General features: G+C 48.8%; 18 protein-coding genes. 7 read left to right on the top strand and 11 right to left on the bottom strand.

The window, feature by feature from the left end; translation table 11 throughout:
* Positions 1–1,038: a tetratricopeptide repeat protein gene (locus tag AC6R1A_RS11010; RefSeq protein WP_500631264.1), complete on the top strand. Its 1,038-nt coding sequence runs from the start codon at positions 1–3 to the stop codon at positions 1,036–1,038.
* Between the two features lie 66 nt (positions 1,039–1,104).
* On the opposite strand, the gene AC6R1A_RS11005 is transcribed toward AC6R1A_RS11010, so the two are convergent.
* Positions 1,105–2,865 carry a methyl-accepting chemotaxis protein gene (locus AC6R1A_RS11005; protein WP_500631265.1) on the bottom strand — a complete coding sequence of 587 codons (1,761 nt, stop codon included), beginning with the start codon at positions 2,863–2,865 and terminating at the stop codon, positions 1,105–1,107.
* A gap of 151 nt (positions 2,866–3,016) precedes the next feature.
* Here AC6R1A_RS11005 and AC6R1A_RS11000 point away from each other — a divergent pair, with 151 nt between their 5' ends.
* Positions 3,017–3,631 carry a beta-phosphoglucomutase family hydrolase gene (locus AC6R1A_RS11000; RefSeq protein ID WP_500631266.1) on the top strand — a complete coding sequence of 205 codons (615 nt, stop codon included), beginning with the start codon at positions 3,017–3,019 and terminating at the stop codon, positions 3,629–3,631.
* Positions 3,632–3,748: 117 nt separating this feature from the next.
* On the opposite strand, the gene AC6R1A_RS10995 is transcribed toward AC6R1A_RS11000, so the two are convergent.
* On the bottom strand, positions 3,749–5,053 hold the full coding sequence (locus AC6R1A_RS10995; protein WP_500631267.1) for an inosine/guanosine kinase: 1,305 nt from the start codon (positions 5,051–5,053) through the stop codon (positions 3,749–3,751).
* A gap of 245 nt (positions 5,054–5,298) precedes the next feature.
* Positions 5,299–5,772, bottom strand: a complete 474-nt coding sequence (locus AC6R1A_RS10990) for a CreA family protein (RefSeq protein WP_334551908.1) — start codon at positions 5,770–5,772, stop codon at positions 5,299–5,301.
* A 172-nt stretch (positions 5,773–5,944) separates the two neighbouring features.
* Here AC6R1A_RS10990 and AC6R1A_RS10985 point away from each other — a divergent pair, with 172 nt between their 5' ends.
* On the top strand, positions 5,945–6,451 hold the full coding sequence (locus tag AC6R1A_RS10985; protein ID WP_500631268.1) for a GNAT family N-acetyltransferase: 507 nt from the start codon (positions 5,945–5,947) through the stop codon (positions 6,449–6,451).
* A 169-nt stretch (positions 6,452–6,620) separates the two neighbouring features.
* Positions 6,621–7,262, top strand: coding sequence for an HAD-IA family hydrolase (locus AC6R1A_RS10980; RefSeq protein WP_500631269.1), 642 nt, complete (start codon positions 6,621–6,623; stop codon positions 7,260–7,262).
* 76 nt (positions 7,263–7,338) lie between these two features.
* Here AC6R1A_RS10980 and AC6R1A_RS10975 read toward each other — a convergent pair whose 3' ends face one another.
* On the bottom strand, positions 7,339–7,794 hold the full coding sequence (locus AC6R1A_RS10975) for a methylglyoxal synthase (protein WP_487901476.1): 456 nt from the start codon (positions 7,792–7,794) through the stop codon (positions 7,339–7,341).
* A 44-nt stretch (positions 7,795–7,838) separates the two neighbouring features.
* Entirely contained in the window at positions 7,839–8,831 is a 993-nt protein-coding gene (gene torT, locus AC6R1A_RS10970) for a TMAO reductase system periplasmic protein TorT (protein WP_500631348.1), read from the bottom strand.
* Positions 8,832–8,920: 89 nt separating this feature from the next.
* Here torT and torS point away from each other — a divergent pair, with 89 nt between their 5' ends.
* Positions 8,921–11,806: a TMAO reductase system sensor histidine kinase/response regulator TorS gene (torS, locus tag AC6R1A_RS10965; RefSeq protein WP_500631270.1), complete on the top strand. Its 2,886-nt coding sequence runs from the start codon at positions 8,921–8,923 to the stop codon at positions 11,804–11,806.
* Positions 11,807–11,862: 56 nt separating this feature from the next.
* Here the strand turns inward: torS and AC6R1A_RS10960 are convergent, their stop codons facing one another.
* Positions 11,863–13,011, bottom strand: a complete 1,149-nt coding sequence (locus AC6R1A_RS10960) for an iron-containing alcohol dehydrogenase (RefSeq protein ID WP_500631271.1) — start codon at positions 13,009–13,011, stop codon at positions 11,863–11,865.
* Positions 13,012–13,155: 144 nt separating this feature from the next.
* Between AC6R1A_RS10960 and AC6R1A_RS10955 the strand changes: the two genes are divergently transcribed.
* Complete coding sequence (locus tag AC6R1A_RS10955; protein WP_487901479.1) at positions 13,156–14,043, top strand: AraC family transcriptional regulator; 888 nt, start codon at positions 13,156–13,158, stop codon at positions 14,041–14,043.
* Positions 14,044–14,212: 169 nt separating this feature from the next.
* Here AC6R1A_RS10955 and glgC read toward each other — a convergent pair whose 3' ends face one another.
* The 5 genes from glgC to fruB form a co-directional block, all read right to left on the bottom strand.
* On the bottom strand, positions 14,213–15,430 hold the full coding sequence (glgC, locus tag AC6R1A_RS10950; protein WP_500627192.1) for a glucose-1-phosphate adenylyltransferase: 1,218 nt from the start codon (positions 15,428–15,430) through the stop codon (positions 14,213–14,215).
* 145 nt (positions 15,431–15,575) lie between these two features.
* A complete protein-coding gene (locus tag AC6R1A_RS10945; RefSeq protein ID WP_500631272.1) occupies positions 15,576–17,495 on the bottom strand; it encodes a GGDEF domain-containing protein in 1,920 nt (639 codons plus the stop codon).
* Between the two features lie 221 nt (positions 17,496–17,716).
* Positions 17,717–19,453, bottom strand: a complete 1,737-nt coding sequence (gene fruA / locus AC6R1A_RS10940; protein WP_500631273.1) for a PTS fructose transporter subunit IIBC — start codon at positions 19,451–19,453, stop codon at positions 17,717–17,719.
* A 54-nt stretch (positions 19,454–19,507) separates the two neighbouring features.
* A complete protein-coding gene (pfkB, locus tag AC6R1A_RS10935; protein WP_500631274.1) occupies positions 19,508–20,458 on the bottom strand; it encodes a 1-phosphofructokinase in 951 nt (316 codons plus the stop codon).
* Positions 20,459–20,467: 9 nt separating this feature from the next.
* Positions 20,468–21,598, bottom strand: coding sequence for a fused PTS fructose transporter subunit IIA/HPr protein (fruB, locus tag AC6R1A_RS10930; protein ID WP_500631275.1), 1,131 nt, complete (start codon positions 21,596–21,598; stop codon positions 20,468–20,470).
* A gap of 375 nt (positions 21,599–21,973) precedes the next feature.
* Between fruB and cra the strand changes: the two genes are divergently transcribed.
* Complete coding sequence (cra, locus tag AC6R1A_RS10925; protein WP_500631276.1) at positions 21,974–22,951, top strand: catabolite repressor/activator; 978 nt, start codon at positions 21,974–21,976, stop codon at positions 22,949–22,951.
* The last annotated feature ends 89 nt before the right edge of the window (positions 22,952–23,040 follow it).

Genomic DNA, 23,040 nt, shown 5'->3' with positions numbered 1-23,040 from the left:
ATGACTCGTCCATTTTCAACTATCGCATTGCTTGTTGCTGCGCTGAGCGTTTCCACTGTGGTTGCTGCGCCTAATCAAACGAATCCAGTGGCACCGAGCCCACTCATGCCACAGGTGGAAACCCAAGCTATCAATCCGGTTCAATTGGCCTACAATGCTCAAGACACGCGTTTGGACAATGAAGAAAGAGCAATGGCATTGATGGCGCTTGCGAGTTACCCGAGTGAGAACGCACTCGTTGCCGTTGCTCGTGGCTTAAAAGATGAGAGCGCTGTGATTCGTCATGGTGCGATTGTCGGCTCTCAGGTATACCCGATTGAGCATCGCTGGCGCATGGTTTCTCCTTTGCTTACCGATGCCGAGCAGATAGTTCGCGTACGAGCGAGTGCGAACCTGGTTCAAGACTTCAATGCGTTAAGTCAACCGCAGAGAGAGCAACTGTCTGAATCGCTCAAAGAGCTTGAGACAAGTCTCGCTGAACAAAATGATCCAGAGTCTTTATTGTTGCTGGCAAACGTGTACCGTTGGACAGAGCGATGGAATCTCGCTGAGCCTATCTATGTGAATTTGGTAGAGAATGATCAATACTCGACAGAGCTTTGGCTCGCTTATGCAGACAACTATCGTGCACAGCAACTGAATGATAAGGCTATCGTGATCTTGGATCAGGCACTGGAACTGAATCCCGAAGCCGCCGCGTTGTATTATTCGAAGTCGTTAGCCTTGGTTCGCACAGATGAGAGAAAGCAGGCAGCGAAAGAAATGGACATCGCCGCAAACCTTGCGAAAGATAATAGTTACTACTGGTATCTAAACGGTGTGTTACAAGAGTCGTTGGATATTGAAAAATCGACTCAGTCTTTTGAGACTGCTTACCTTATATCAGGTGCTCCAGAACAGTTATATGCTCTTTGTGATATTTATATCCGTTACGATCATGATAAATCCGAGCCATGTATGGATGAGTTAAGTCAAGTCGCCCCAAGCTATGTCATTGATGAACTCAGAAGTAAGCAAAATGCCAACGTCACTCAATAGAGCGAAATAAAAAGGCGCGCCCAATCGTTGAGCGCGCCTTTTTACCTCATAGCTCTAATAGGTACGTTACTTGGTTTTGAACTCCGCCACCGCTTTGTCCATCTCAATCGCTTGAGCTGAGACATTATCGACTTCGAGCAAACAGAGTTTGGCTGATTCCATATTGCCCTCTGAAATCGAGTTGAGCTCGGTGATGGATTCACTGACTTGATTCATCACAATCCCTTGTTCTTCAATCGCCGAGGCGATGCGCTCAGAGTTGGCTTGGATGTTGTCCATATCGGAGATGATTTGCTCCAAACTCGCATCCAATGTTTCCGATGCTTTCAAGGTCTCAGCGCCTTGCTCGTTACACTTATCGATATTGGTGACCACTTCGGACATTTGTGACTGAATCGCGCTCACCACTTTGGTGATGTCTTCGGTCGATTGATGCGTTCGGCTTGCCAATGCGCGCACTTCATCGGCCACCACGGCAAATCCACGTCCTTGCTCACCGGCACGTGCAGCCTCTATCGCCGCGTTGAGCGCAAGTAGGTTGGTCTGTTCAGCAATACCTTGAATGATGTTGACCGCATCACCAATCTTGTCGACGTGATGGTTGAGCGATTGGATAGAGGTCTGGCTCTCGCCTAGAATGCTCGACAGCTGATCAATATTACGCACCGTGGATTCCACCACCTCACGACCTTTATGTGCATTGATCGACGCTTGATGAACGCCCTCCACCGCCACTGAGGTACTTTCTGAAATCTCATTGATGGTCGACACCATCTCTTGAACCGATGTGGCCATCGTGGAGGTGTGATCCGCTTGGACATTAAACTGAACAATGACATTTTCCAGTTCTTGATGCATGTTACCGGTCGTGGATGATAGATGCGCCGATTTCTCTTGAGTTCCTGAAATCAGCCCTTCAAGTTTATCGAGGAGACGGTTGAAGTATTGACTGATGGCGACCAACTCATCTTTACCTTTGAGATTGGCACGCAGTGCGACATTATTAGTCCGCGCGATCTCCTGAATCAGAGAGAGCAAGGTGGATACTTGGGTGTTGATAGAGCGAGCGATTTGCCAGATAAAGCCAATGATAACTAAAGAGACGATCACGGTAACACTTAACTTGAGGGTCGCTAGGCGAGATTGGGTTTGCGCCGAGTTTTCACTGAGCGCTGAAGAGAAGCTTTTAAATTGGTCCTCGACCGTGTGAGACAGGCCGCGTGTCTGCCCCAGTAGCCCCTCATTGTATTTTAGGCCGACCTTTTTGTGTTGAACGACCAGCGCTTGCGCCGCATTGAGCAGTGATGAGGCATTCGGCGGTAGCAAGGAAGAGTCGAACTCACCTTCTAGCACTTTCTCATTAAAATCGGCGAGCTGAACCAATTGGTCACTGTCGAGTGATGGGCGAATGGCGTCTAACGCTTGGTTGTAGCGACCAAGCAGTTGGTCTTCATCATTGAGACCATAGGCCTGAAAGGCGGACACCAAGCTAGCAAAGCCTTTTTGATAGGCGAGGATGTCTGTGCGTAATTGTTTAGAAGACGGCAGTTCATGAGCCTTTAAGAGAGTCGATAGTGTTGCCTCTTTGGCTAAAAACTTATCAATATTGTCATTGAACGAAGTGAGATATTTGGCGTCTTTTCTGAGCAGAAAATCTTTCTCGTTACGACGCAAATTGAGCAAGCGGACTTCAAGCTGAGCGACGAGTAGATTCGCTTGATTGAGTTCATTGGTCACTTTGGCAAATTGGGTGGTGGAGAGCAACAATACGCCGATACCGACGATGGCGACTGCCCCTAGAGAATAGAGCTTACTCTTTATGTTCATAATTGCTTCCTAAAAAAGGTGTAACTCATTATTGTTGTTATAGTAATGTGCATACTCTCAAGCTAGTTCAGTACTGAGATGTTTGTCAATCATACTCATGACTACTACTAAAAAACTAGTTTCTTAACCCATTTAGCTTTGTGAATTTTATATGAAGGAATTATTACATTCGTATCAAGGTCTCATTTTTGACATGGATGGCACCCTGATTGATACCATGCCCGCACACTTGTTGGCGTGGGAAAAGACGGCCGAGCATTTCCAGTTTCCCTTTACCCGTGAATGGCTGCACGGCTTAGGTGGCATGCCGAGTTTTAAAATCGTCGCTGAAGTGAACAGCAAGTACGGCTTGACGTTAGATCCCAACGAAGTGGCGCAATTTAAGATGGCGACATTTAGCAGCCTTAATGATCATGGAGAGCCGATACAAGCCACGATGGCGATTCTCGACCACTTCTACGGTAAAAAGCCACTGGCGGTAGGGACAGGCAGTCAAAGGCAGAGCGCGATGCGCTTGCTGGAAAAAGCGAACCTCATCGGGAAACTCGATGCGATTGTCACTGCCAGTGATGTTGAGCATCACAAACCGAACCCGGATACGTTTTTACTGGCGGCGGAGCAGCTTAAGCTAGCGCCGTCTCAGTGTGTGGTGTTTGAAGATACGCATCTCGGCCGTCAAGCCGCGCACGCAGGCGGAATGGATTGTGTCATGGTGGAAGGGGAAGCCTTGGTCTTTTACCCCGTGCCAGTTAAAGGCGAACAATAAAATGCGCGATAGCTTGTCACTACCGCGTTCATAAGTAATTCGCGTTTAAACGTATCTCGCGTTTATCACGTATTTAAAGCAGGTTTATCGCAACTTTAAATTGTATTTAGCGCGACATTATCGATCCCAATAGGCTTCTTCGAGACTGTCTTCACGCTCTGGTAATGCTCGACCCAATCTCGGCGAGTGTTGCGTGAGCACCTCGTAGCTTACGCGGTTCGCGTACTTACAGATCTGTGATAATGATGAGTAAGTCAAAAACGGCAAGTCATGTTTAGACGAGTTGGGCACGTTCATCTTGTGGTGGCTGTTGGCTGCCATGTCATGGAGCAAGGCTGATAATGCCGCATCGCCTGCGCCGTTGGTGTTTTTGATCTCGAGTGGACCACCAAGGTACGGACCAATATGCGAGTAAACTTTCAAAGGCGACAGACAGTCTTGTTTGCGCATCGCGCGGCTAAATTCATACTTATTAAACTCGGCGATGTTGCCCGGCAATAGCGGTAGTTCCGTATCACGCTTTGCTGATTCATCGGTGTAGCCCGCCATGTAAAGGCCAATAGGCCCCGCTGTACACAGCACGAGGTCGACCCATTCTAGCGCTTTATCAGCCGCGAGCAGAGGATCTTTCTCACCGGTAAGCGCTTCGCCTTCTTCCTCGTTCATCGCGATCACTGAAATGTTCTCTTTGATGTACTCTTGCCACCACGCCGCGTTGCCTTCAATCACCCACTTGGTACCCAAGGTCAGCACAACAGGAACCTGTTTTTGCTTGGCGATTTCAATTGCACGTGCGACCGCTTTTGGCATCGGATCTTCTGGCTTACCGCGCATTAGATAAGAAGAGACCACCAGTGCCGAGGCTTTATCAAACACCTCTTCAGGAATGCTTTCCGGACGCAGCTGATTCATGTGACCTTCATTGATAGCAAACGTACGTTCGCCATTTTCAGAGATCAAGGTATAGCAGCGGCCAATCGATCCCTCGACCATTTGCAAATGATTGAGATTCATACGAGAGGACGTGCGACACAAATAGCGATAGGCAAAGGAGCCAACCTCAATGTTCTTCGACATTACACCCAGCAGCACCGATTTGCTGTCCGCAAGCACGGAGTAGTTGTGTAGGGTGTTGCCGATGGTATCACCGGGGTATTGGTGTGTGATCAGTTCGCGTTCCACCAGCTCTTGATATAGCGCATCGGCTTTGTCCTCTTCGAGTACCAGTGAGTGTCCTTTGCTCAGCTCGTATTTAGCGAGGAAATCATCATCGACGCGCGCTTCAATATCAACGATGGTTTGACCGACACCGACCACGATAGGGCGGTAGAGCTTCGGTGCTTGCTTCATCTGATTGATCAATGGATCGCGATTGTCAGTAGGAAAGTAGTGCTTAGATTTACGTTGGCCAGGAAATTTCATGCTCAAAAAGGACAGTAAAAAATTTTCGCCAGTTTAACACAGAAGTGTCTTTCAAATTTCATAAAAATTACATAACAATGAGATTTTGATCAAAGAAACATGTCGGACAGGGAGACAGTCGAGATTGGCTTAAAGTCGGCTGTTGATTTAAGAAATAAGGCGAGCCAAAACAGCTCGCCTTAAGCCTGCCCACCCCTAGCATGACTTGGATATAGGGCGGGTCAGTCTGCGTGTGATTAGCGCAATTACTGTGCAGCGACAGGGGCCTCCACATACGCATCGGTACCCCAAAGTGGCACGGTCGACAGACTGTGTTTGAAGCTACCTTCGGTTTCTTTGGTTGTGTACGAAAGATAGAGGAGGGACTGTGTGTCGGCATCGTAGATGCGGCGCACTTTCATGGTTTTGAAGAAGATGCTTTTTGACTTTTTGAACACCACTTCACCCGACGCGCTCTTATCGATTTTTGCAATCATATCCGTGGTGATTTCGCCGGTTTGACGGCATGAAATGGAACTGTCGCTTGGATCGGAGAGGCTAAGATTCGCTTCAATGGATGCGATGTGGCAGGTCACGCCTGTCACCACCTCATCTTGCAGTGAGGTGATCTTAATGTCTTTCAATGTAAATAGACCGAGTGAAACGTCACCCACTTCGTTGCTATCACACGCGGTGAGCAGCAGTGAAGCCATGGCAACGCCAAGTAATTTTATCCGCATGGCCGCTATCCTTTCTTAAATAATGGTTGAGCTTTGTGATTGTCGAGCTAATTATGAACCAAGCTTATCTGTTTTATGCTCAAGCAGCCAATAGTTCAATGAAAAACTTGTCGCATCATGATCTTATCGTTAAGCTCATGACGATAAGACTCATGACGTTAAAAGATATCCCATGCCCAATACCGCCTCTGCCATCACCGAGATGAAAAACCAATGGCTTGCCAGCCAAGTGGACGTTGAATTTCCAACGCCAGAGAGCCTCAAAGGGCACGAACTTTATCAAGCACGCGCTTCAGAGCGAGAGACACACTTGCTTGATCTCAGTGAGTTGTCTCTAGACGAATTCAGTGAGCAAGATGTGTTTGTGGCGGATTTTCATCGCATGACCGTGATGTTTGCCTTGCAACAGGCCAAACAGTGGCAAAGCCAACAAGACAGGGAGTGGATTGTTGAGTTTTTCACTCAGATCATCTACTCAGCGCCTTGCCAATTGATCGTTGCGTTTAAAGGTAATCAACCCGTTGGCGCAGCGTTGGTGACCACGCATCAAGGTGCTGCTTTGGTTTCAGATGTCGTGGTGGAGCCGGAATACAAGCGTTCTGATCTGATTGCAGCGATAGTGAGTAAACTTGAACTCAATCAATGTGATGCTGTATATGCTGAACACAGCGCACATTAAGCGCACGAGATAGTCATTATCTTCATCATTTATTCTACCTACCATTCGTGACGCGTGCGAGGGTTCTCAGCAAAACCCTTCCCTTGTCACTTAAAGTGTTAAGTGACGCATTTGAAATCGTGGCCGCTCGTTTACTATTTTGTTTAACGAATTAACAGAGTGTGCGGCTATGTCAGAAACCCAATGCGTGATATTTGATTGTGATGGAACGCTAATCGACAGCGAGAAGCTGTGTTGCCAAGCGCTGAGTGAGACGTTTCATCATTTTGGTGCTGGGCTTTCTACTCAAGATGCCTTAGCCCATTTTGAAGGGGGGAAGTTGGCTGACATTTTAGCAGCAACGAATGAGCGCCTTGGCTGTCGAATTTCAATTGATCAACTCGAACCTTTTTACCGTGAGCGGCTAGATGACTTGTTTGAACGTCATTTAAAGCCCTCGCCCGGTGCCACCGAGCTTTTGAAGCAGCTCGAAGCGAAAGGGATTGAGTACTGTGTGGCTTCAAATGGCCCAAAAAGTAAAATCCGCCGATCGCTTGAGCTGACAGGGCTTTACCCTCATTTCGAGAATAAGATTTTTTCTGCGTTCGATACCAACAGTTGGAAACCTGAACCGGATCTGATTTTATATACTGCCATGACCATGGGATTTCGCTTAGAAAATTGTGTCTATGTTGATGACACAGTCAAAGGGTTAGAGGCAGGGATTCGAGCGGGGATTAAAACTGTTCACTATTTGGGCGTCAATAATCGAGTGCATGAGCACGCCCTGCCCAAAATTCACGATTTACGCGAACTGACCACCTTGATGTGAAGCGATCGATAGACAAAAACAGCCTGCGACGGTGGCAGGCTGAATACTTGATAAGCGAACTAGGTGAATGAAGGCGTTAGGTACGCTTGGCCAGATACGCCGGGTAGTCAGGGATCTCAATGTCCACTTCTTTCTCAAGTAAGCTCGACTCAAACAGGAACTTGGCCGTTGCGCGGTTGGTAGCAACTGGAATATTCCATACGCTCGCAATACGCAATAGCGCTTTGACATCTGGGTCATGTGGAACCGCGTTGAGTGGATCCCAGAAGAAAATCAGCATGTCGATTTTCCCTTCCGAAATGAGGGCGCCGATCTGTTGGTCCCCGCCCATCGGGCCACTGATCATACTCTTAATGGCAAGGCCGGTCTGTTTACTTAGCATGGTGCCAGTTGTGCCAGTGGCATAAAGAAAGTGACTCTGTAACTTTTCTTTGTTTTCCGTTACCCAGCGCAGCAACTCTGGCTTGCAGTTGTCATGCGCGACCAGCGCAATGTGTTTGTGTGCAGGTAGGGTACGTGTTGTTTTTTCCATGAATGTTCTTCCTGATTATGAATGTTCTTCCTGATTATGAATCGTTATTCTTTAGCTAAGACATTAAAAATGGGTCGGTATTCGGATGGAGACAGCGAGGCTTCGATAACCGAACGTGGTAAATGATTGGGCGTTAGCTTAACAATATCGGGCGCAATATGCCTGTCAAAAGGCGCTTGTTTGAGAGATTGAACCGCTTGACGAACCGATAGACGACCTTGCAACACCATCTGATCGCTCGGTGCAAACAGCACTTTATTGCGAAGTAAACCGCGATAGACGCCATGACTGAGGTAGGTAGAGACAAGACCGATATGCGCGCTCTTTCCGCCGAGGCGCAACTCACTGATTGCCGCTTCAATCGCGACCGCACTGCCAATTAGGTAATGGATATCGCGGTTTTCTGTTACGCGCTGAACTAAATTGCGTTGCAGCTCTTTGTCGTTGTCTGCCCAATACACGCCGGTGATAGTGACATCACTGCCTTTAATTGCAGCCTCGATGCCTTGCATCACAGGTTTGGTGCCACCACTTGCCACGGGGCCGGGAAGCACCGCGACGTTAACATGACCACTGCCTTTCGGGTGACGTTTTGCCAAAAACTCGCCAGAGAAATAGCCCATCTCATACCAATCAACACCGACCTCGCCAAGCAAGACGTCATCGTCGTGCTCGGCACTGTCTAACTGATTGATGGTGGCAAAAACCGGGATATCGGCAGAGAGTTGCGCTAATTTGCCCAAATAGATGTCTGGGGCAACGGTACCGAGCAATATCGCATCGGCTTGCCAATCTCGACAGCGTTGCAACTGAGCGGCCTGTTTACTCTGATTGGGGTAGCCGCCCGCTTCCAGTACTTTCAGTGTCACGTTCTGCGCTTGGGCTTCTTGCACCATGCCATAGTTGACCGACAGCCAGTACGAGTCTTTTAGATGCGGATAAAGCGCGCAGATCTTAAACGCGGGTGAGGCAATCGCCACCGATGACCATGATACAAACAGCGCACCAAGCAGCAGAGAGGATTTCAGTGTTGGGATCAAAGTCATTAAGCAATTCATTGGTAAAGTCGTGATAAACCTTGCAAAATATAACCCAATATTTCGGTGTACAGAAGCGATGATTTGTTATGTTACTAGCCAAGGCCAGCATTGGGCGTACGCTCTTATTCGCCTTTGTCTCAATGGGGCTGCTGGTTGTCATCTCGGCGCTGATCGGCATGGCGGGCTTTTCTATGGTGGCGAAAACCGAGCGCGGCGTGGTCAATACGGCAATTCCCTCCATGGTGGAAGCGCGGCAAGTATCGGAGCTCAGCGCTCGTATTCTCTCATCTGTCCATACCTTATCGAACGCGAAAACCGCTCAGCAACATCGTGACTCAGGTCAAGCGCTACTGACACAGCTCGAATCTTTGTTATTGCACATTAAACAACTTGGCGCAGAGGCGTTTGATTCAACCTTATTGGAACAGTTAGAAATCGATGTCGAGCAGGTGATTGATAACGTAGTGCAACTGGGCGTCGTGGTGGAAAAGCGTTTGAGCTTTAACCAGCAACTTTCGGCAGATACGAGGGAGATGCGCCAATTTGCAACGGAGCTTGAAGAGCTCACCCGCACCCAAGTGGCAAACACCAGTACTATCGCGGTGGCCAACGTGACGCATATCTATAATCTGCTTGGTGAAAACAAGCTCACGGATGCCTACCAAGCGCTGGATGCGCTGGTGGAAGTGGACATGGATTTGTCTGAACGTTTGCACGAACTGCATCTGCTGGCGTTTCGATTGCTCAATCAAATTGAAGAGTCGCGGACCATGAATGATGCGCAGCGTATTGAGGTCGTCAGATCCGCATATCAGAACAACATCGAGATTATGCAGCGACGGGTTATGGGAGTCGAAGATCCCACTCGCTCACAGCAAATGGCCGACTTACTGGAACAATTGGCGCAGCGACAATCGGTATTTACGCTATTGCTTGAGCGATACCAAAATGAGCTTGCCGCACAGGCGCTGCTCCAAGCTACATTTGATCAATTTTCTCAGCTCAACTCGACAGTGACACATCTAGTGGATCAATCCAACCGCTCGACTACTACAGCGGTTGAACGGCTTAAAGGCACGTTGAGCTATGCGCAGTGGCTCTTGGCGATTATTACCGCGCTTGGCTTAGCGGTGGCCATACTCATTGTCTGGCGCGTTGTATATCAATCCGTGCTCAAACGTTTGGATAACTACTCGACCGCACTGCTCACGATCTCTAAAGGGGATCTTAATGTGGATTTTGAGGTGCGTGGTAAGGATGAGTTAGCAGAGATGGGGCGCGCGATTCTGACCGCCCGAGACACCGCCAAAGCGCTGAAAGTGGTGGCTGACAGCGAAGCGAAAGCCAAACAAGCGCTTGAATCACATAAAAGCCACCTGGAAGAACAGGTTGAATTGCGCACTGAGCAACTGCAAACGGCCAATCAACGTCTCAATCAAGAAGTGGAGCAGCATGCTGATGCGCGTTCACAAGCAGAGCAAGCCAGCCAAGCGAAATCCGCCTTTTTAGCCACCATGAGCCATGAAATTCGTACGCCGATGAACGGAGTACTCGGCACCGCCAGGCTACTGACAGAAACGCCGCTTGATCAACAGCAGCAGCGTTACGTCGACATCATCACCCACAGTGGGCGAACCTTGCTGGCAATACTTAATGATGTGCTCGATTACAGTAAAATTGAGGCCGGGCATATGGAGATTCGTCCGGTGTCATTCCCTATCCGCGCTATGGTGGAAGATGTAGTGGCGCTGCATCAGGCCGACGCGTTGGCTAAAGGATTGTCACTCTCATATACGGTTGAAAGCGATGTCGCCGAGAGCGTGTTTGCCGACAGCACGCGTCTTAGCCAAGTGCTGAATAACTTGGTGGCGAATGCGGTTAAGTTTACTGATAGTGGCTACATTGATGTGTATATCGCCAATGATCCAGCGAAAGCTGAGCACGTTTTGTTCGATGTGAGTGACAGTGGCGTAGGAATAGCCCAGCCAGATCAAAGTGAGCTCTTCTCTGCGTTTACCCAAGTGCATCAAGGACAAGGCAAGCTGGGTGGAACAGGGCTTGGGCTTGCGATCAGCCAAAAAATTGTGCGGGCGATGGGCGGCGAGATTGCGCTTGAATCGGATCAGAATCAAGGCAGCCGCTTCTACTTTTCTTTGCCGATGCCTGTAGGGGCGACATCACGCAAAGATTCACACAATCATACAGTGACAACACCGTCTGCTCGCGTATTGCTGGTAGAAGACAATGAAGTCAATCGCTTTGTCGCTGAGGGATTTTTGGCAGCGCTCGGGCATCACACCGACGCAGTCGACACCCTCGCTAAGGGAGCCGCGCGATTTAAGGCTCATACTTATGATATTGCGCTGATTGATATTAATCTTCCAGATGGCAGTGGTGTGGACTTAATGCAAAACATGAAGCGTGACACCGATTGCGAGACGAAGATGATTGCGGTGTCTGCGCACGTGTTCAACCAAGAGGTCGAGCGATACCTGCAAGCAGGATTTGATGGCTATCTACCCAAACCGCTAGATAAAGACGCCCTCGATGCCATGATTCATACATTGATGACGGGAGAAACGGTTGATGATACGCCGCGCCAACCCGCGCCTATAAATGCAGAGGCTCCCAAGCTATTGAACACACAACTGATTGACACCGACATCAAGGTGTTGGGTTTAAGCCAAGTACAAGAACTCGCCGATCTTTTTGCCCGCACTACCCAGACATCGTTAACTCAACTGGAACAGGCATTCGTCGAAAATCATCCTAGCGAGGTGTCTGACATCGCACATAAATTGAAAGGCTCTGCTGCCAGCTTGGGCTTGGAGCAACTGAGAGTACTTTGTCACCAATGGGAAAACTCGCCGAGCGAAGTGGGCAACGACATCACCGGACTTCGCGAGGAGGTCGATAAGTCTTTGCAAGCATTGCAGGCTTATTTAAAGGAAAGATCGGAGAAGCGTGAATAGGTTAAGGAATTAGAAAGAGCAGCGTTTGCTGCTCTTTGCGTTATTAAGCGTTTTGATTAGGCGATCGCCGCTTCAAGAATTTGACGACTGGCCTTAAGGTCAATGGCTTGGTTTTCACCGAGCGCCGACATGCCGTGGCTCTCTAGTTGTGATACGACACTGTCAACGGCCGCGCCTTTATCTGCCTGATACTCATCAAACTGTGTTGACACACCGAGTGAGTGGTAGAAGGCTTCAATGTGCTGAATCGTCTCTTCGGCAAGGTTGTCGCTGGCAGCTAGACCGAAGACGTTTATGCCCATCTGCTCGAGTTTGCCTTTTTTCGCCGCTAACTGGTTGCGCAGTAGGGAAGGTTGCACAATCGCCAGTGAACGTGCGTGGTCAACACCCCAAAGCGCCGTAAACTCATGACCAATCATGTGCGTTGCCCAATCTTGCGGGACACCTGCACCGATCAAGCCGTTAAGCGCTTGGTTGGCCGTCCACATCAGGTTTGCGCGCCACTGATCGTTGTCACGGTCAGCAAATTGTTCACCGAGCTGTTTTAGGTTTTTCAACAATGTTTCTGCGTAGCCATCTTGAACCATAGCGCCATGTTGGTAGGTGATGTACTGCTCACAGACGTGTACCCACGCATCAACAATACCGTTGACCAACTGTTTTTCCGGTAGGGTTTTCATTACGTCCGGGTCCATCACAGCAAATTTAGGCTGCACGAAAGGTGACATGAATGCCAACTTATCATGCGTTTCCGCTTTAGTGATCACGGCGCCTGAGTTTGACTCAGAGCCAGTCGCTGGCAGGGTCAGAATCGCAGCAAGTGGTGTGGCCGAAGTGACAGGGTGTTTACCTGTCAGAATATCCCAGCCGTCGCCATCAACGTGTGCAGCAGCAGCGACGTATTTAGAGCCGTCAATCACTGAACCACCACCCACAGCTAAGATGAAATCGACCGATTGCTCTTTAACGATCGCTACCGCTTTGTCGAGTGTTTCTTTGGTTGGGTTTGGCTCAACGCCAGAGAATTCAACCCAAGAATGCGCGTTGAGTGCCGTGACCACTTGGTCATACGCGCCGTTTTTCTTGATGGAACCACCACCGTAGATCACGAGTACTTTTTGGTCTGTAGGAATTTGCGCAGCGATGTTTGCGATCTGACCTTGACCGAATAAAATTTTGGTTGGATTAACATAGGTGAATTGCATTGACATTACCCTCTTGTGTTATTGGGATAGTATTGATTTTGTATGTGTGCATAATAGTAATCAAATGAGACGGGATAAAGGCGAAATTCTGCATTTATTTTGCCTAATCCTACTTATATTGCTTAGGTGAATAGGTGGTAAGCGATGACGCTGGTGGATTGGATGGAGCAATACGTTGAGCAAAATGGCCTTGACGATTTGGAAGGGGTAGTCGGTACCGCCATTGAAGGCGTGTGGTTTTATCGAAGCTCCAAGGGGAATAAACGCCAACCTTTGGTCTACCAGTCGGGCGTGATCATATTGGGGCAGGGGACAAAACATATCTATCTAGGCGACAAGCCCGTTAAATATGGTGGTGATGATTATCTCGTGGTGGGCGTACCGCTCCCCCTTGAATGTGAAGCCATTGCTGATGCTGGCAAGCCACTGATGGGGTTAACGGTCGATGTCGATCCTCAAGTGCTGCACCGTTTAGTCAATAAGCTTGAAGAGCTAAACGTTCAGCCAAAGGCGATGACGCCTGCGCGCAGTGAAGGGCTCTCTTCAGTGAGTATGGACAACGATATGATGGACGTGAGTTGTCGAATCATGAAGGCACTTTGTCATCCTGTAGAGAGCGCTCTGTTAGGTGAGTCTCTAACTGAAGAGTTGGCACTGAGAGCGCTAATGAGCAGTGAAGGGCATGTGTTGTTCGATTTAGCCAAGCACGAAGGGCATTACGCGCGCGTCGCCAAAGCGCTCGAGTATGTGCATCATCACTACCATGACTCACTCACTGTTCAAGGGTTGGCTGAGACGGCGAACATGAGCATTTCCGCTTTTCATCAAGCGTTTCGCTCTGTGACGTTAGAAACCCCTATTCAGTACATTAAAAAGGTGCGCCTAAACAAAGCGAAAGAGTTGATTCATCTTGATGGATTGAAGGTCAGTGAAGCCGCAAGGCGAGTCGGTTACAACAGCACCTCGCAATTCTCCCGGGAGTACAAGCGCCATTTTAACGAAACACCTCGTGCTGGCGCGTTAGCGGCGTAACCGAGCTATGTCCTAAAAAGGGGAAAGTGAATCGCACGCAATTTGCTGTGTTAATCTGATCGCAAATAGGTGATAATTACTCTCAACAAATCGAAGATTTGTCACCTACCCCTATAGGAGATCTAGTCAATCTCTGAGTGAAGCCTCTAACTTAGGTTAGAGGCTTTTTTTACGAAAAACTGTAACTTTCTGGCACCACCACGATCCCGTCTGATGAAATCTTAAAGCGCTTGGCATCTTCTTTCGCATCGACGCCAATTTCTGTGTTGGCGGGGATTCGGACGTGCTTATCAACGATGCAGTTGACCAAGCGGCAGCCTTCACCCACTTCAACATCATCAAACAAGATGCTGCCAGCGATAGTGGCGCCGTCGTTAATACGCACGTTGGGCGAGATAATGGAATGATGCACTGAGCCACCGGAGTTGATCACGCCATTGGCAATAATGGAATTAATGAAAATACCCTCATTGCCTGTGGCTGAGGAGACGGTCCGTGCTGGAGGAAACTGAGACTCGTAAGTGCGAATTGGCCAGTTTGCCTGATAGAGGTTCATTGGGGGAACGGGTTCGAGTAAATCCATATTGGCCTGATAGAAGGAGTCAATAGTACCGACATCTCGCCAGTAGCAGTCTCTGTCAACTCGACCTTTGTCGTTGCAGAAGTTATAAGCGTAGACGCCTTGCTCTTGGATGAGTTTTGGAATGACGTCTTTGCCAAAATCGTGTGAAGAGTGGCTATCTTTGGCATCCACTTCTAGAGAGCGGGTCAGGGTTTCCATATCGAAGATATAGATGCCCATCGACACAAGACTACGCGTATCATTGCCCGGCAGTGATGGCGGATCTAGCGGCTTCTCAATAAAATCGTCGATGCGGCCGCTTTCGCCCACAGAGACACAGCCAAAGGCTGAGGCTTCACTGCGCGGGACGTCCATACAAGCAATCGTCAGCTTCGCGTTCTTGTCGATATGTTCTTTGAGCATCTCCGCGTAATCCATGCGATAGATGTGATCGCCCGACAAGACGATGACATATTTGGCATCGCTGCGGCTCAAAAGCCATAGATTATGGTAGATTGCATCAGCGGTGCCTTCATACCACTTACCACCACCCCGCATTTGAGGTGGAACGGCGGTGATGTACTCGCCAAGTTCAGGGTTAAAAATCGACCAGCCATCTCGTAGATGTTTTTGTAATGAGTGAGACTTGTACTGGGTAAGGACGAGGATTTTCCGAAGTCCAGAGTGTAGGCAATTGGTTAGGGTGAAATCAATAATACGGTACTTTCCGCCAAAAGGAACGGCAGGTTTTGCGCGATCGTCCGTGAGGGGGCTAAGACGAGAGCCCATTCCTCCAGCGAGAATGACCGTGAGAGCGTCTTGCATACTATTCTCCATAATAGTGCGGGGGTACTACTGGGGTATCAAGAACCGAGCCAACCCGAAGGTGATGGTGTTACCTAAGTATAGCGTTCGATAGGGCGTTTATCTGCGCTATCGTGGTGCGTGAACAAAATAATCTTGCACCAATTTAGACGAAGGCTTGCACCTGATCACTTTTGATCACGGAAATGCGATTTCTGCCCAGATATTTAGAGTCGTAAAGCGCCATATCGGTGCGTTTGTAGGTCTGACTTGGATTCGCGCAGACATCACTGACACCGCCACTTATCGTCACATTATGCATAGAGTGTTGTTCAACCACATTGCGTATGCGATTCGAGACGGCTTCCGCCTCTTCAACCGAGGTGTTAGGCATGATGACAGCAAACTCTTCACCACCGACACGGGCGAGCAAATCCGTTTCTCTTAACTCACCTTTCAATAACTGCGCCACGCTTTTAATCACGTGATCACCGACATCGTGACCGTACTGGTCGTTCACCTGCTTAAAATGGTCAATGTCGAATAAACAGAGCGCTGCCTGTTCCTCTTGCGGATAACGCTTCACACGCATGCATAGGCTTTGCAATTCAATATCAAACTTGCGTCGGTTCCATTGCGATGTGAGGGCGTCTTTTTCACTCAATCGGCGCAGTTGCTGTTCCAATGCCTTCAATTCGGAGATATCGACAAACGAGGCGACATAGAACTGAATCTTGCCATCGTGATTCTTGACCGTTTGTATGCGCAGCAACTCAGTGATAAGGGTGGCATCTTTGCGTCGATTGATGATTTCGCCCTGCCAAATTCCCCTTGTATGAATAGACTCCCACATCTCACGATAGAACTTTTGCGTATGTTCTCCGGAGGCAAACATCGACGGCTGTTGATCTTTGACCTCTTCAAAGGTGTAACCACTAATCCGGCAGAGCTCGTCATTCACTTTGATAATCCGATTGTCTTTATCTGTGATCATCAGAGCAGACATACCGTTTATCGCCGCGCGGGCAATTTTGCTTTCCAAGCTATTTTTGTGGTGATTGTCATTCCAAATGACAAAGGATAGGGCAATCAGAAAAATCACCGCCGAGACAGAACACAACTGAACAAATAGCTCAAAGCGTTCGGCGCGACTGATTTGGTTAGCCTGCTGCGCAGGCATAGTCACGAAGAGCAAAAGCGATTGAGTATGCTGACCGAGGGTAAAATCGATGGTTTGATAGGTCAGCCAAGCATTCGACTCGTGCACTGTTCCTGAAGCGTTTATCGCTTGCTGTCGCCATAGCAATGGGAAGTCATTGGCGACAGAATGCTGGGCTCGGCCGGGGAGCAGATCACCAAACAGCGTCGCTGTATCGGGAGACAGCACATAAAAGCCGTTTGCATTAGCAACGATGGGCTTCGAACCGCTGTTGTCTCGATACGCCAACTCGTCATAAATCATCGACAGATTGAGATTCGCAATAAAGTAGCCTTGTCGGACGCCAGAAGTCGCAACGGGCACGATCACGCGCAGCGCCGGCGTGTACGGGCGTGCGTATTCACCGTGCTCAATCTCGAGATCAATGCCATACACCCCCAGTTGGCCGTCTTCCAAGCTCTGCGCATAAGAAAAATAGTTGCGCCCGGATTTATCTTGCAAAAATACATCTTCAACGATTTGGGTTGTACGACCATTGTGGTTGATACGAATTTTTTCTTGGCCATGGATGTCCAAATAACGCAGTTGCGAGTAGTAGCCTTGGGTTCGAGCGACGAGGGCCCAAAAGTCTTCAATTATACTTCGTGAGAGCGGAGAGGGAGAGTCGATAGCACGGTGCAGCAGGCCATTGTTGGCCAGTTCCATCACAGAGAGTTGGATTTTTTGATTGATGGCATTGAGCTCTGCCACCGCGTAATTGACTTTGGCTTGCTCAATCATGGCGACTTGTTGTGCAGTACGAGTCTCGAGATCATCAAGTCGCTCATAGAAATAAATCGCAGGGACAACAGATAGTGCGCTAAACACGAGGATAAATTGCAACAAAAGTTTGGTCGGAGAGTAGTAGCGCATTGCGTCTAGAGTCATCTTCTGGATTTATTCATCGAAAAGTTTACCCCAGGGGGATATGCAATACTGTGAAGATGGTGGGATTCTATTGAGCTTAACACCCGTTCCAATATTTTTCTTGGGTATTGTGTTTTATATCAATAGAGTTGTTTGATTGCGCCGCTCTAAGCGATAAAAAAGCGCCCCGGAGAGGAGCGCTGAGCAGATTAAGCATAGATCTAATAAAAGGTTGGGGGGTGTTATGCTTGTGCTTGAACTTGTTTTGCGTCACTGCGTGCTTTTAGGAACGCGTAACCAAAGCCTGTTACTGCTGTACCCGCTGCGATAGCGACAAGATACATGACGACTGGAGTAATCGCGTTCGGGATAAGAAGAACGAACAGACCACCGTGTGGTGCCATCAGTTTAGCGCCAAACAGCATAGACAGAGCACCAGTTAACGCGCCGCCTGCCATACACGCCGGGATAACGCGCATTGGATCTTTTGCTGCAAAAGGAATCGCACCTTCCGAGATAAAGCATAGGCCAAGTACGAAAGAGGCTTTGCCTGCTTCTTGCTCGCTTTTCTCAAATTTGTTTTTCGCGATAAAGGTCGCCAAACCCATGCCCAGAGCCGGTACCATGCCCGCCGCCATGATGGCTGCCATCGGTGCGTAAGTTTGTGATGCCAATAGGCCAACACCAAACGCGTACGCTGCTTTGTTGACTGGACCACCTAAGTCGAAACACATCATCGCGCCAAGGATAATTCCGAGAAGTACTGCGCTGTCAGAGCCCATGTTGTTTAGGAAGTCTGTTAGACCGTTCATAATGCCGGAAACAGGACCACCGACGATGTAGATCATGACCAAACCAGTAAAGAGGGTCGCGACAAACGGGATGATCAAAATGGGTTTGAGTGCTTCCATCGATTGCGGAAGTTGTACTTTATCTGCAAGGAATTTCGCGGCGTAACCAGCGATGAAACCTGCGGCGATACCACCAAGGAAGCCTGCGCCTGTTGAGCTTGCGAGCATACCACCGACAAGGCCCGGTGCCAGTCCTGGACGATCCGCAATAGAAAAGGCGATGTAACCGGCGAGCACTGGGATCATCAGCGCGAATGCTGAACCACCACCGATGGTCATCAATGCTGCGGCAAGCGTGCCTTCTTCTTTAAATGCTTCAATACCAAAGACAAAAGAGAGCGCGATAATCAAACCACCTGCAACCACGACAGGGAGCATATGTGATACACCGGTCATTAGGTGTTTGTAGGCCCCTTTCTTCTCATCTTGAGCGGAAGATTGATTAGCTGAGCCAGAATGTTGGTAAACCGTCGCTTGTTCAAAGGCTCTATCCATCTCTTCGGCGGTTTTCTTCAGGGCAGGACCGGTTTTAGTACGGTACATTTTTTTGCCGTTGAAACGATCCAGTGGCACTTCAATGTCCGCGGCGATGATCACTAAGTCTGCGTCAGCAATTTCTTGGTCTGTGAGCTGGTTTTTCGCACCGACCGAACCGCGAGTTTCTACTTTGATTTGGTGACCACGACGTTTGCCTTCTTCTTCGAGTGCCTCAGCAGCCATAAAGGTGTGCGCCACGCCTGTTGGGCACGCTGTGATGGCCACAATCTTCTTCGCAGAAGAGGTGGCTGGAGCTGCAGCAACCGATTGTGTCGCACTGGAAAGGAGTTGTGCTTGGCTAGTTGCTTGCTCAAGGAATGCAACGGCGTCTTTGGTTACAGCGCTGATGTCACTGCGGAACACTTTTTTGCCGACAAAGCGCGCGTCGTCAACTTCAGTATTCGCCGCAATGACGATCACATCCGCTTGATCGATGTCCGCTTGTGAGAGCACATTGGTGTCGACAACGCTTGATTGGCATTCAATGGTCGCGTTCCATGCAAGTTTCTTCGCTGCTTTTTCTAACAGTCCAGCAGCAAGAATGCTATTTGCCACGCCGCTCGGGCAGGCAGTAATGATGGCAATATTCATAATGATAACCTTCTGTTCCTTAGTTTGCTTCTACGTTTTGGCGAACGGATTCGCTTAGGCAAGCTCATTAACTTGAGTATTAAGCTTAATTTGATCCAGCTCTTGTTGGCTGGTCACACCAACGCCGACTTGACTCACTGCAAGTGCAGAGAGGGCTGTGGCAAATTGGAGTAATTCGGTTTTTGGCATCTGTTGCATGTGGCCCCAACATAGACCCGCGACTAACGTATCGCCGGCGCCTACTGTGCTGACCACTTGCATTCTTGGCGGCTTGGCGTGGAGCCATTGATCGTCGTGCAACCACATCACACCGTCAGCGCCCATTGAAACGACAATGTTGTCGATGCCTTTGTTAGACAGGGTTTGTGCCGCGTTTTGGCACGCTTCTCGCGTATCCAGTGTTTGACCTAGGAAATCGCCCAACTCTTCCTCGTTAGGTTTGATAAGCCAAGGTTTGGCATCAAGCCCTGCGGCAAGTGCGGCTTTACTGCTGTCAAACAGGACTTTTTTGCCACGTTCACGCAACTGCGCGATCCATGCTGCGCACTGAGCCGGTGTGACACCACCGGGTAGGCTGCCAGCAAAGACAAAGTAGTCATGATCGATCGCCAGTTCGTGCAGAACTCGCTCAAATTGCGCGATTTGAGCATCGTTTACTTCGACGCCAGGAAAATTGATGTCGCTGACCTCGCCATTTTTCTCCACCAACTTGACGTTGATACGAGTGGAGCCGTCAACTTCGACAAAGCGATCCGTCACACCGATGTTTGAAAACAGTTGGTGGAACAGCTCAGGGTTATCTTTACCTAAAAAACCCGTGACAGTGACGTCAGCACCTAAATCGCGTAGGACCATAGCGACGTTGACCCCTTTGCCCGCCGCTCTTAGGTTGCTCTCTTTGACAAGACTCACGCTACCCACATTGAGGGTATCCAGACTACCGGTCAGATCGAGCGCTGGATTCAACGTGATGGTCACGACTTTATTGGTTGCAATCTCAGACATGGTCGCCCCTTAACCTTCACCAAGGCCAGATTGAATCGCGCTGCCAATGGCTTCCAGTGCTTGAGGTGCATCTGCCCCTTCTGCGGTGAATTGCAGCTGATGACCGTGTTTAACACCAAGCGCAATCACTTTCATTAGGCTTTTCGCGTTAACGGCTTTGCCGTCGCCATCAAGGTTTGCAACGCGAATGTTCGACTCAAACTTTTTCGCTTCCGCCACCAACATCGCGCCCGGTCTTGCATGTAAACCATGTGCGTTTCGAATTTTGAAGACTGCGGTATTGCCATCAGCGCTGGCTTGCTCTGCTTGTTCGCCTTTGAGTAGCGCGATGACTTGCTCGGCACTACCATCAAGCAATGAGGTGTGTTTTTGTTCAAAAACCAACTGCGTCAGGTTTTCTAAGATTGCTTGGTGTGCATTGTTGCACGCTGCAAAGGTGATCAATGCTTTGACGTTTTCACCGTCAAATTGGCATTGATTCGCCGTGGAAACAAAAGAGACACCGCTACGCTGAACGCCTTTTTCACTGCCGACTAACCAAAGCCCTTGACCAAGGTGGGTGGGTGTTTTTGATACGATATCGGCAACAAAATCGTGGTTTGCGCATCCGGTATTTTTGAGCAAACCAGAGGCGACAGCGCTGAGCTGGACCATATCACTGGCTGGAAAGCCCACTTGAACTAACGACGCGTCGAGATCCACTTCTAACTGAACATCGCCATTCAGGAGTGCGACGATTTCATCCGCGGTTTTTACCGATTTTAGGCGTTCTTCAACGCCGTCAGCGCTAAGTACTTTGGTCAATTGCTTAAGAATGCCCAAGTGTTCGTCCGATTTTGCCGCAATACCAATGGCGACGTAGACACGGTTACTGTCACCCCATTCTACACCGTCAGGGAAGTGGTGAATCGCAACGCCTGTCTCTTTGACCATGTGACGGGTGTCGGTGGTTCCGTGTGGGATGGCTATGCCGTTGCCTAAAAACGTCGAGTTTTGCTTCTCGCGATTGAGCATGCCCTCGACGTACTGCGCGTCGACTAAGCCTTTATTCGCTAGTGTCGATGCAATGTTTTGAATAGCGGCAAATTTATCATCGGCCTGTTGCGATAGGGTGATATCAGTTTTAGTGAGCTTGAGCATGGCGCTTCTCCAGCATAAAAGTCATACAGTTCGTTCTCAGTCTGTGGGCGCGGAGTGCAACTTCTGTTGTCTCTTCTCGCTATTTACTTTCATCTTTTTACTGGGCAGTCAGTATAGCTTGAGACCAGTAACTACTTTAGTGAATCGATTCAGCAAATTCGCGCCACAAAAAAGTTTTAGCAAAGAATGGAGTAATATCTATGAGGTTCCCGCCTCAATACTGTTCAACTTGGTTGAAAATAGTGACCTTACTCTTGTTTTGTTCTTTGCTGAATCCTTTCAGCTTTTATACTGAAACGTTTCAGCTTATAATTCAACTCAGCGATAGATCTTTGATGAATTATTATGATCGTGCGCACAGATTAAGGTAGAGATATGACACTAGATGAAGTAGCCAAATTGGCCGGTGTGTCCAAGACAACCGCAAGCTATGTGATTAACGGCAAAGCACAAAAATATCGGATCAGTGAAAAGACACAACGTAAAGTGATGGCGGTGGTGGAAGAGCATAACTATCGCCCGGATCTTGCCGCCAGTACGCTGCGCGCAGGGCAAAGTCGATCGTTTGGGTTGGTGATCCCTGATTTAGAAAACACCAGTTATGCCAAGCTTGCAAAACTTCTCGAACAAAGCTCTCGAAAAGCGGGCTATCAAATATTGATCGCTTGTTCAGATGATGACGCTGATACCGAGAAAAACGTCGTCAATGCGTTGATCAGTCGTAAGGTCGATGGGCTGTTTGTGGCGAGCGCGATGCCAGATGCCAATGAATTTTATCTCGACATCCAAAATAAGGGCACGCCGGTTATCGCGATTGACCGTCCCTTGGACGATGAGTTTTTTTCATGCGTGATCAGTGAAGACTTTGGCGCGGCGAATGAGCTCACTCACTCCGTAATTAGTGACGCCGTCACAACTATTGGCTTAATTGGTGCACTTCCAGACCTCAATATCTCTAAAGAGCGTGAGTTGGGTTTTAAGACGGCGGCAGAAGAGCGAGGTTGCAGTGTAGTAATTGGCTATGGTGACCACTTTAACCGTATTGACGCGAAAAAGGTGATGCGTACTTGGCTGGCCAACAATGAGCTCCCCAATGCGATTGTGACCACCTCGTATACTTTGTTGGAAGGGGTATTAGACGTATTTCTCGAGCAACCAGAGTTGGTCAAAGGCATCAAACTGGGGACCTTTGGTGATAACCGTCTGCTTGATTTCCTTCCCTTTAAAGTGAACTCTTTGCCCCAACAATTTGAAATGATTTCAGACAGCGCGTTGGCGTTGGCACTTAACGCATCGGCAAAACGTTACCATCCGGGTATTGAGTTGATTCCACGTGAGTTGATTGTTCGCTAACCGTTTTAACTAAGATAAGGTTACTAAAACAGGGATACTAAAACCGTGGAACTAAAAAGCGCCAAGACGGCGCTTTTTTCACATCAGAG

The sequence above is a fragment of the Vibrio sp. R10-SG3-ISO3 genome (assembly GCF_059834225.1).
The sequence above is the reverse complement of the archived record's forward strand: the minus strand, read 5'-3'. Positions and strand labels throughout refer to the sequence as shown.

What these genes read in the sequence shown, in the direction of transcription:
- AC6R1A_RS11010 (WP_500631264.1), top strand. Translation starts at nt 1, where the DNA reads ATGACTCGTCCATTTTCAACTATCGCATTGCTTGTTGCTGCGCTGAGC.
- AC6R1A_RS11005 (WP_500631265.1), bottom strand. Translation starts at nt 2,865, where the DNA reads ATGAACATAAAGAGTAAGCTCTATTCTCTAGGGGCAGTCGCCATCGTC.
- AC6R1A_RS11000 (WP_500631266.1), top strand. Translation starts at nt 3,017, where the DNA reads ATGAAGGAATTATTACATTCGTATCAAGGTCTCATTTTTGACATGGAT.
- AC6R1A_RS10995 (WP_500631267.1), bottom strand. Translation starts at nt 5,053, where the DNA reads ATGAAATTTCCTGGCCAACGTAAATCTAAGCACTACTTTCCTACTGAC.
- AC6R1A_RS10990 (WP_334551908.1), bottom strand. Translation starts at nt 5,772, where the DNA reads ATGCGGATAAAATTACTTGGCGTTGCCATGGCTTCACTGCTGCTCACC.
- AC6R1A_RS10985 (WP_500631268.1), top strand. Translation starts at nt 5,945, where the DNA reads ATGCCCAATACCGCCTCTGCCATCACCGAGATGAAAAACCAATGGCTT.
- AC6R1A_RS10980 (WP_500631269.1), top strand. Translation starts at nt 6,621, where the DNA reads ATGTCAGAAACCCAATGCGTGATATTTGATTGTGATGGAACGCTAATC.
- AC6R1A_RS10975 (WP_487901476.1), bottom strand. Translation starts at nt 7,794, where the DNA reads ATGGAAAAAACAACACGTACCCTACCTGCACACAAACACATTGCGCTG.
- torS (WP_500631270.1), top strand. Translation starts at nt 8,921, where the DNA reads ATGTTACTAGCCAAGGCCAGCATTGGGCGTACGCTCTTATTCGCCTTT.
- AC6R1A_RS10960 (WP_500631271.1), bottom strand. Translation starts at nt 13,011, where the DNA reads ATGCAATTCACCTATGTTAATCCAACCAAAATTTTATTCGGTCAAGGT.
- AC6R1A_RS10955 (WP_487901479.1), top strand. Translation starts at nt 13,156, where the DNA reads ATGACGCTGGTGGATTGGATGGAGCAATACGTTGAGCAAAATGGCCTT.
- glgC (WP_500627192.1), bottom strand. Translation starts at nt 15,430, where the DNA reads ATGCAAGACGCTCTCACGGTCATTCTCGCTGGAGGAATGGGCTCTCGT.
- AC6R1A_RS10945 (WP_500631272.1), bottom strand. Translation starts at nt 17,495, where the DNA reads ATGACTCTAGACGCAATGCGCTACTACTCTCCGACCAAACTTTTGTTG.
- fruA (WP_500631273.1), bottom strand. Translation starts at nt 19,453, where the DNA reads ATGAATATTGCCATCATTACTGCCTGCCCGAGCGGCGTGGCAAATAGC.
- pfkB (WP_500631274.1), bottom strand. Translation starts at nt 20,458, where the DNA reads ATGTCTGAGATTGCAACCAATAAAGTCGTGACCATCACGTTGAATCCA.
- fruB (WP_500631275.1), bottom strand. Translation starts at nt 21,598, where the DNA reads ATGCTCAAGCTCACTAAAACTGATATCACCCTATCGCAACAGGCCGAT.
- cra (WP_500631276.1), top strand. Translation starts at nt 21,974, where the DNA reads ATGACACTAGATGAAGTAGCCAAATTGGCCGGTGTGTCCAAGACAACC.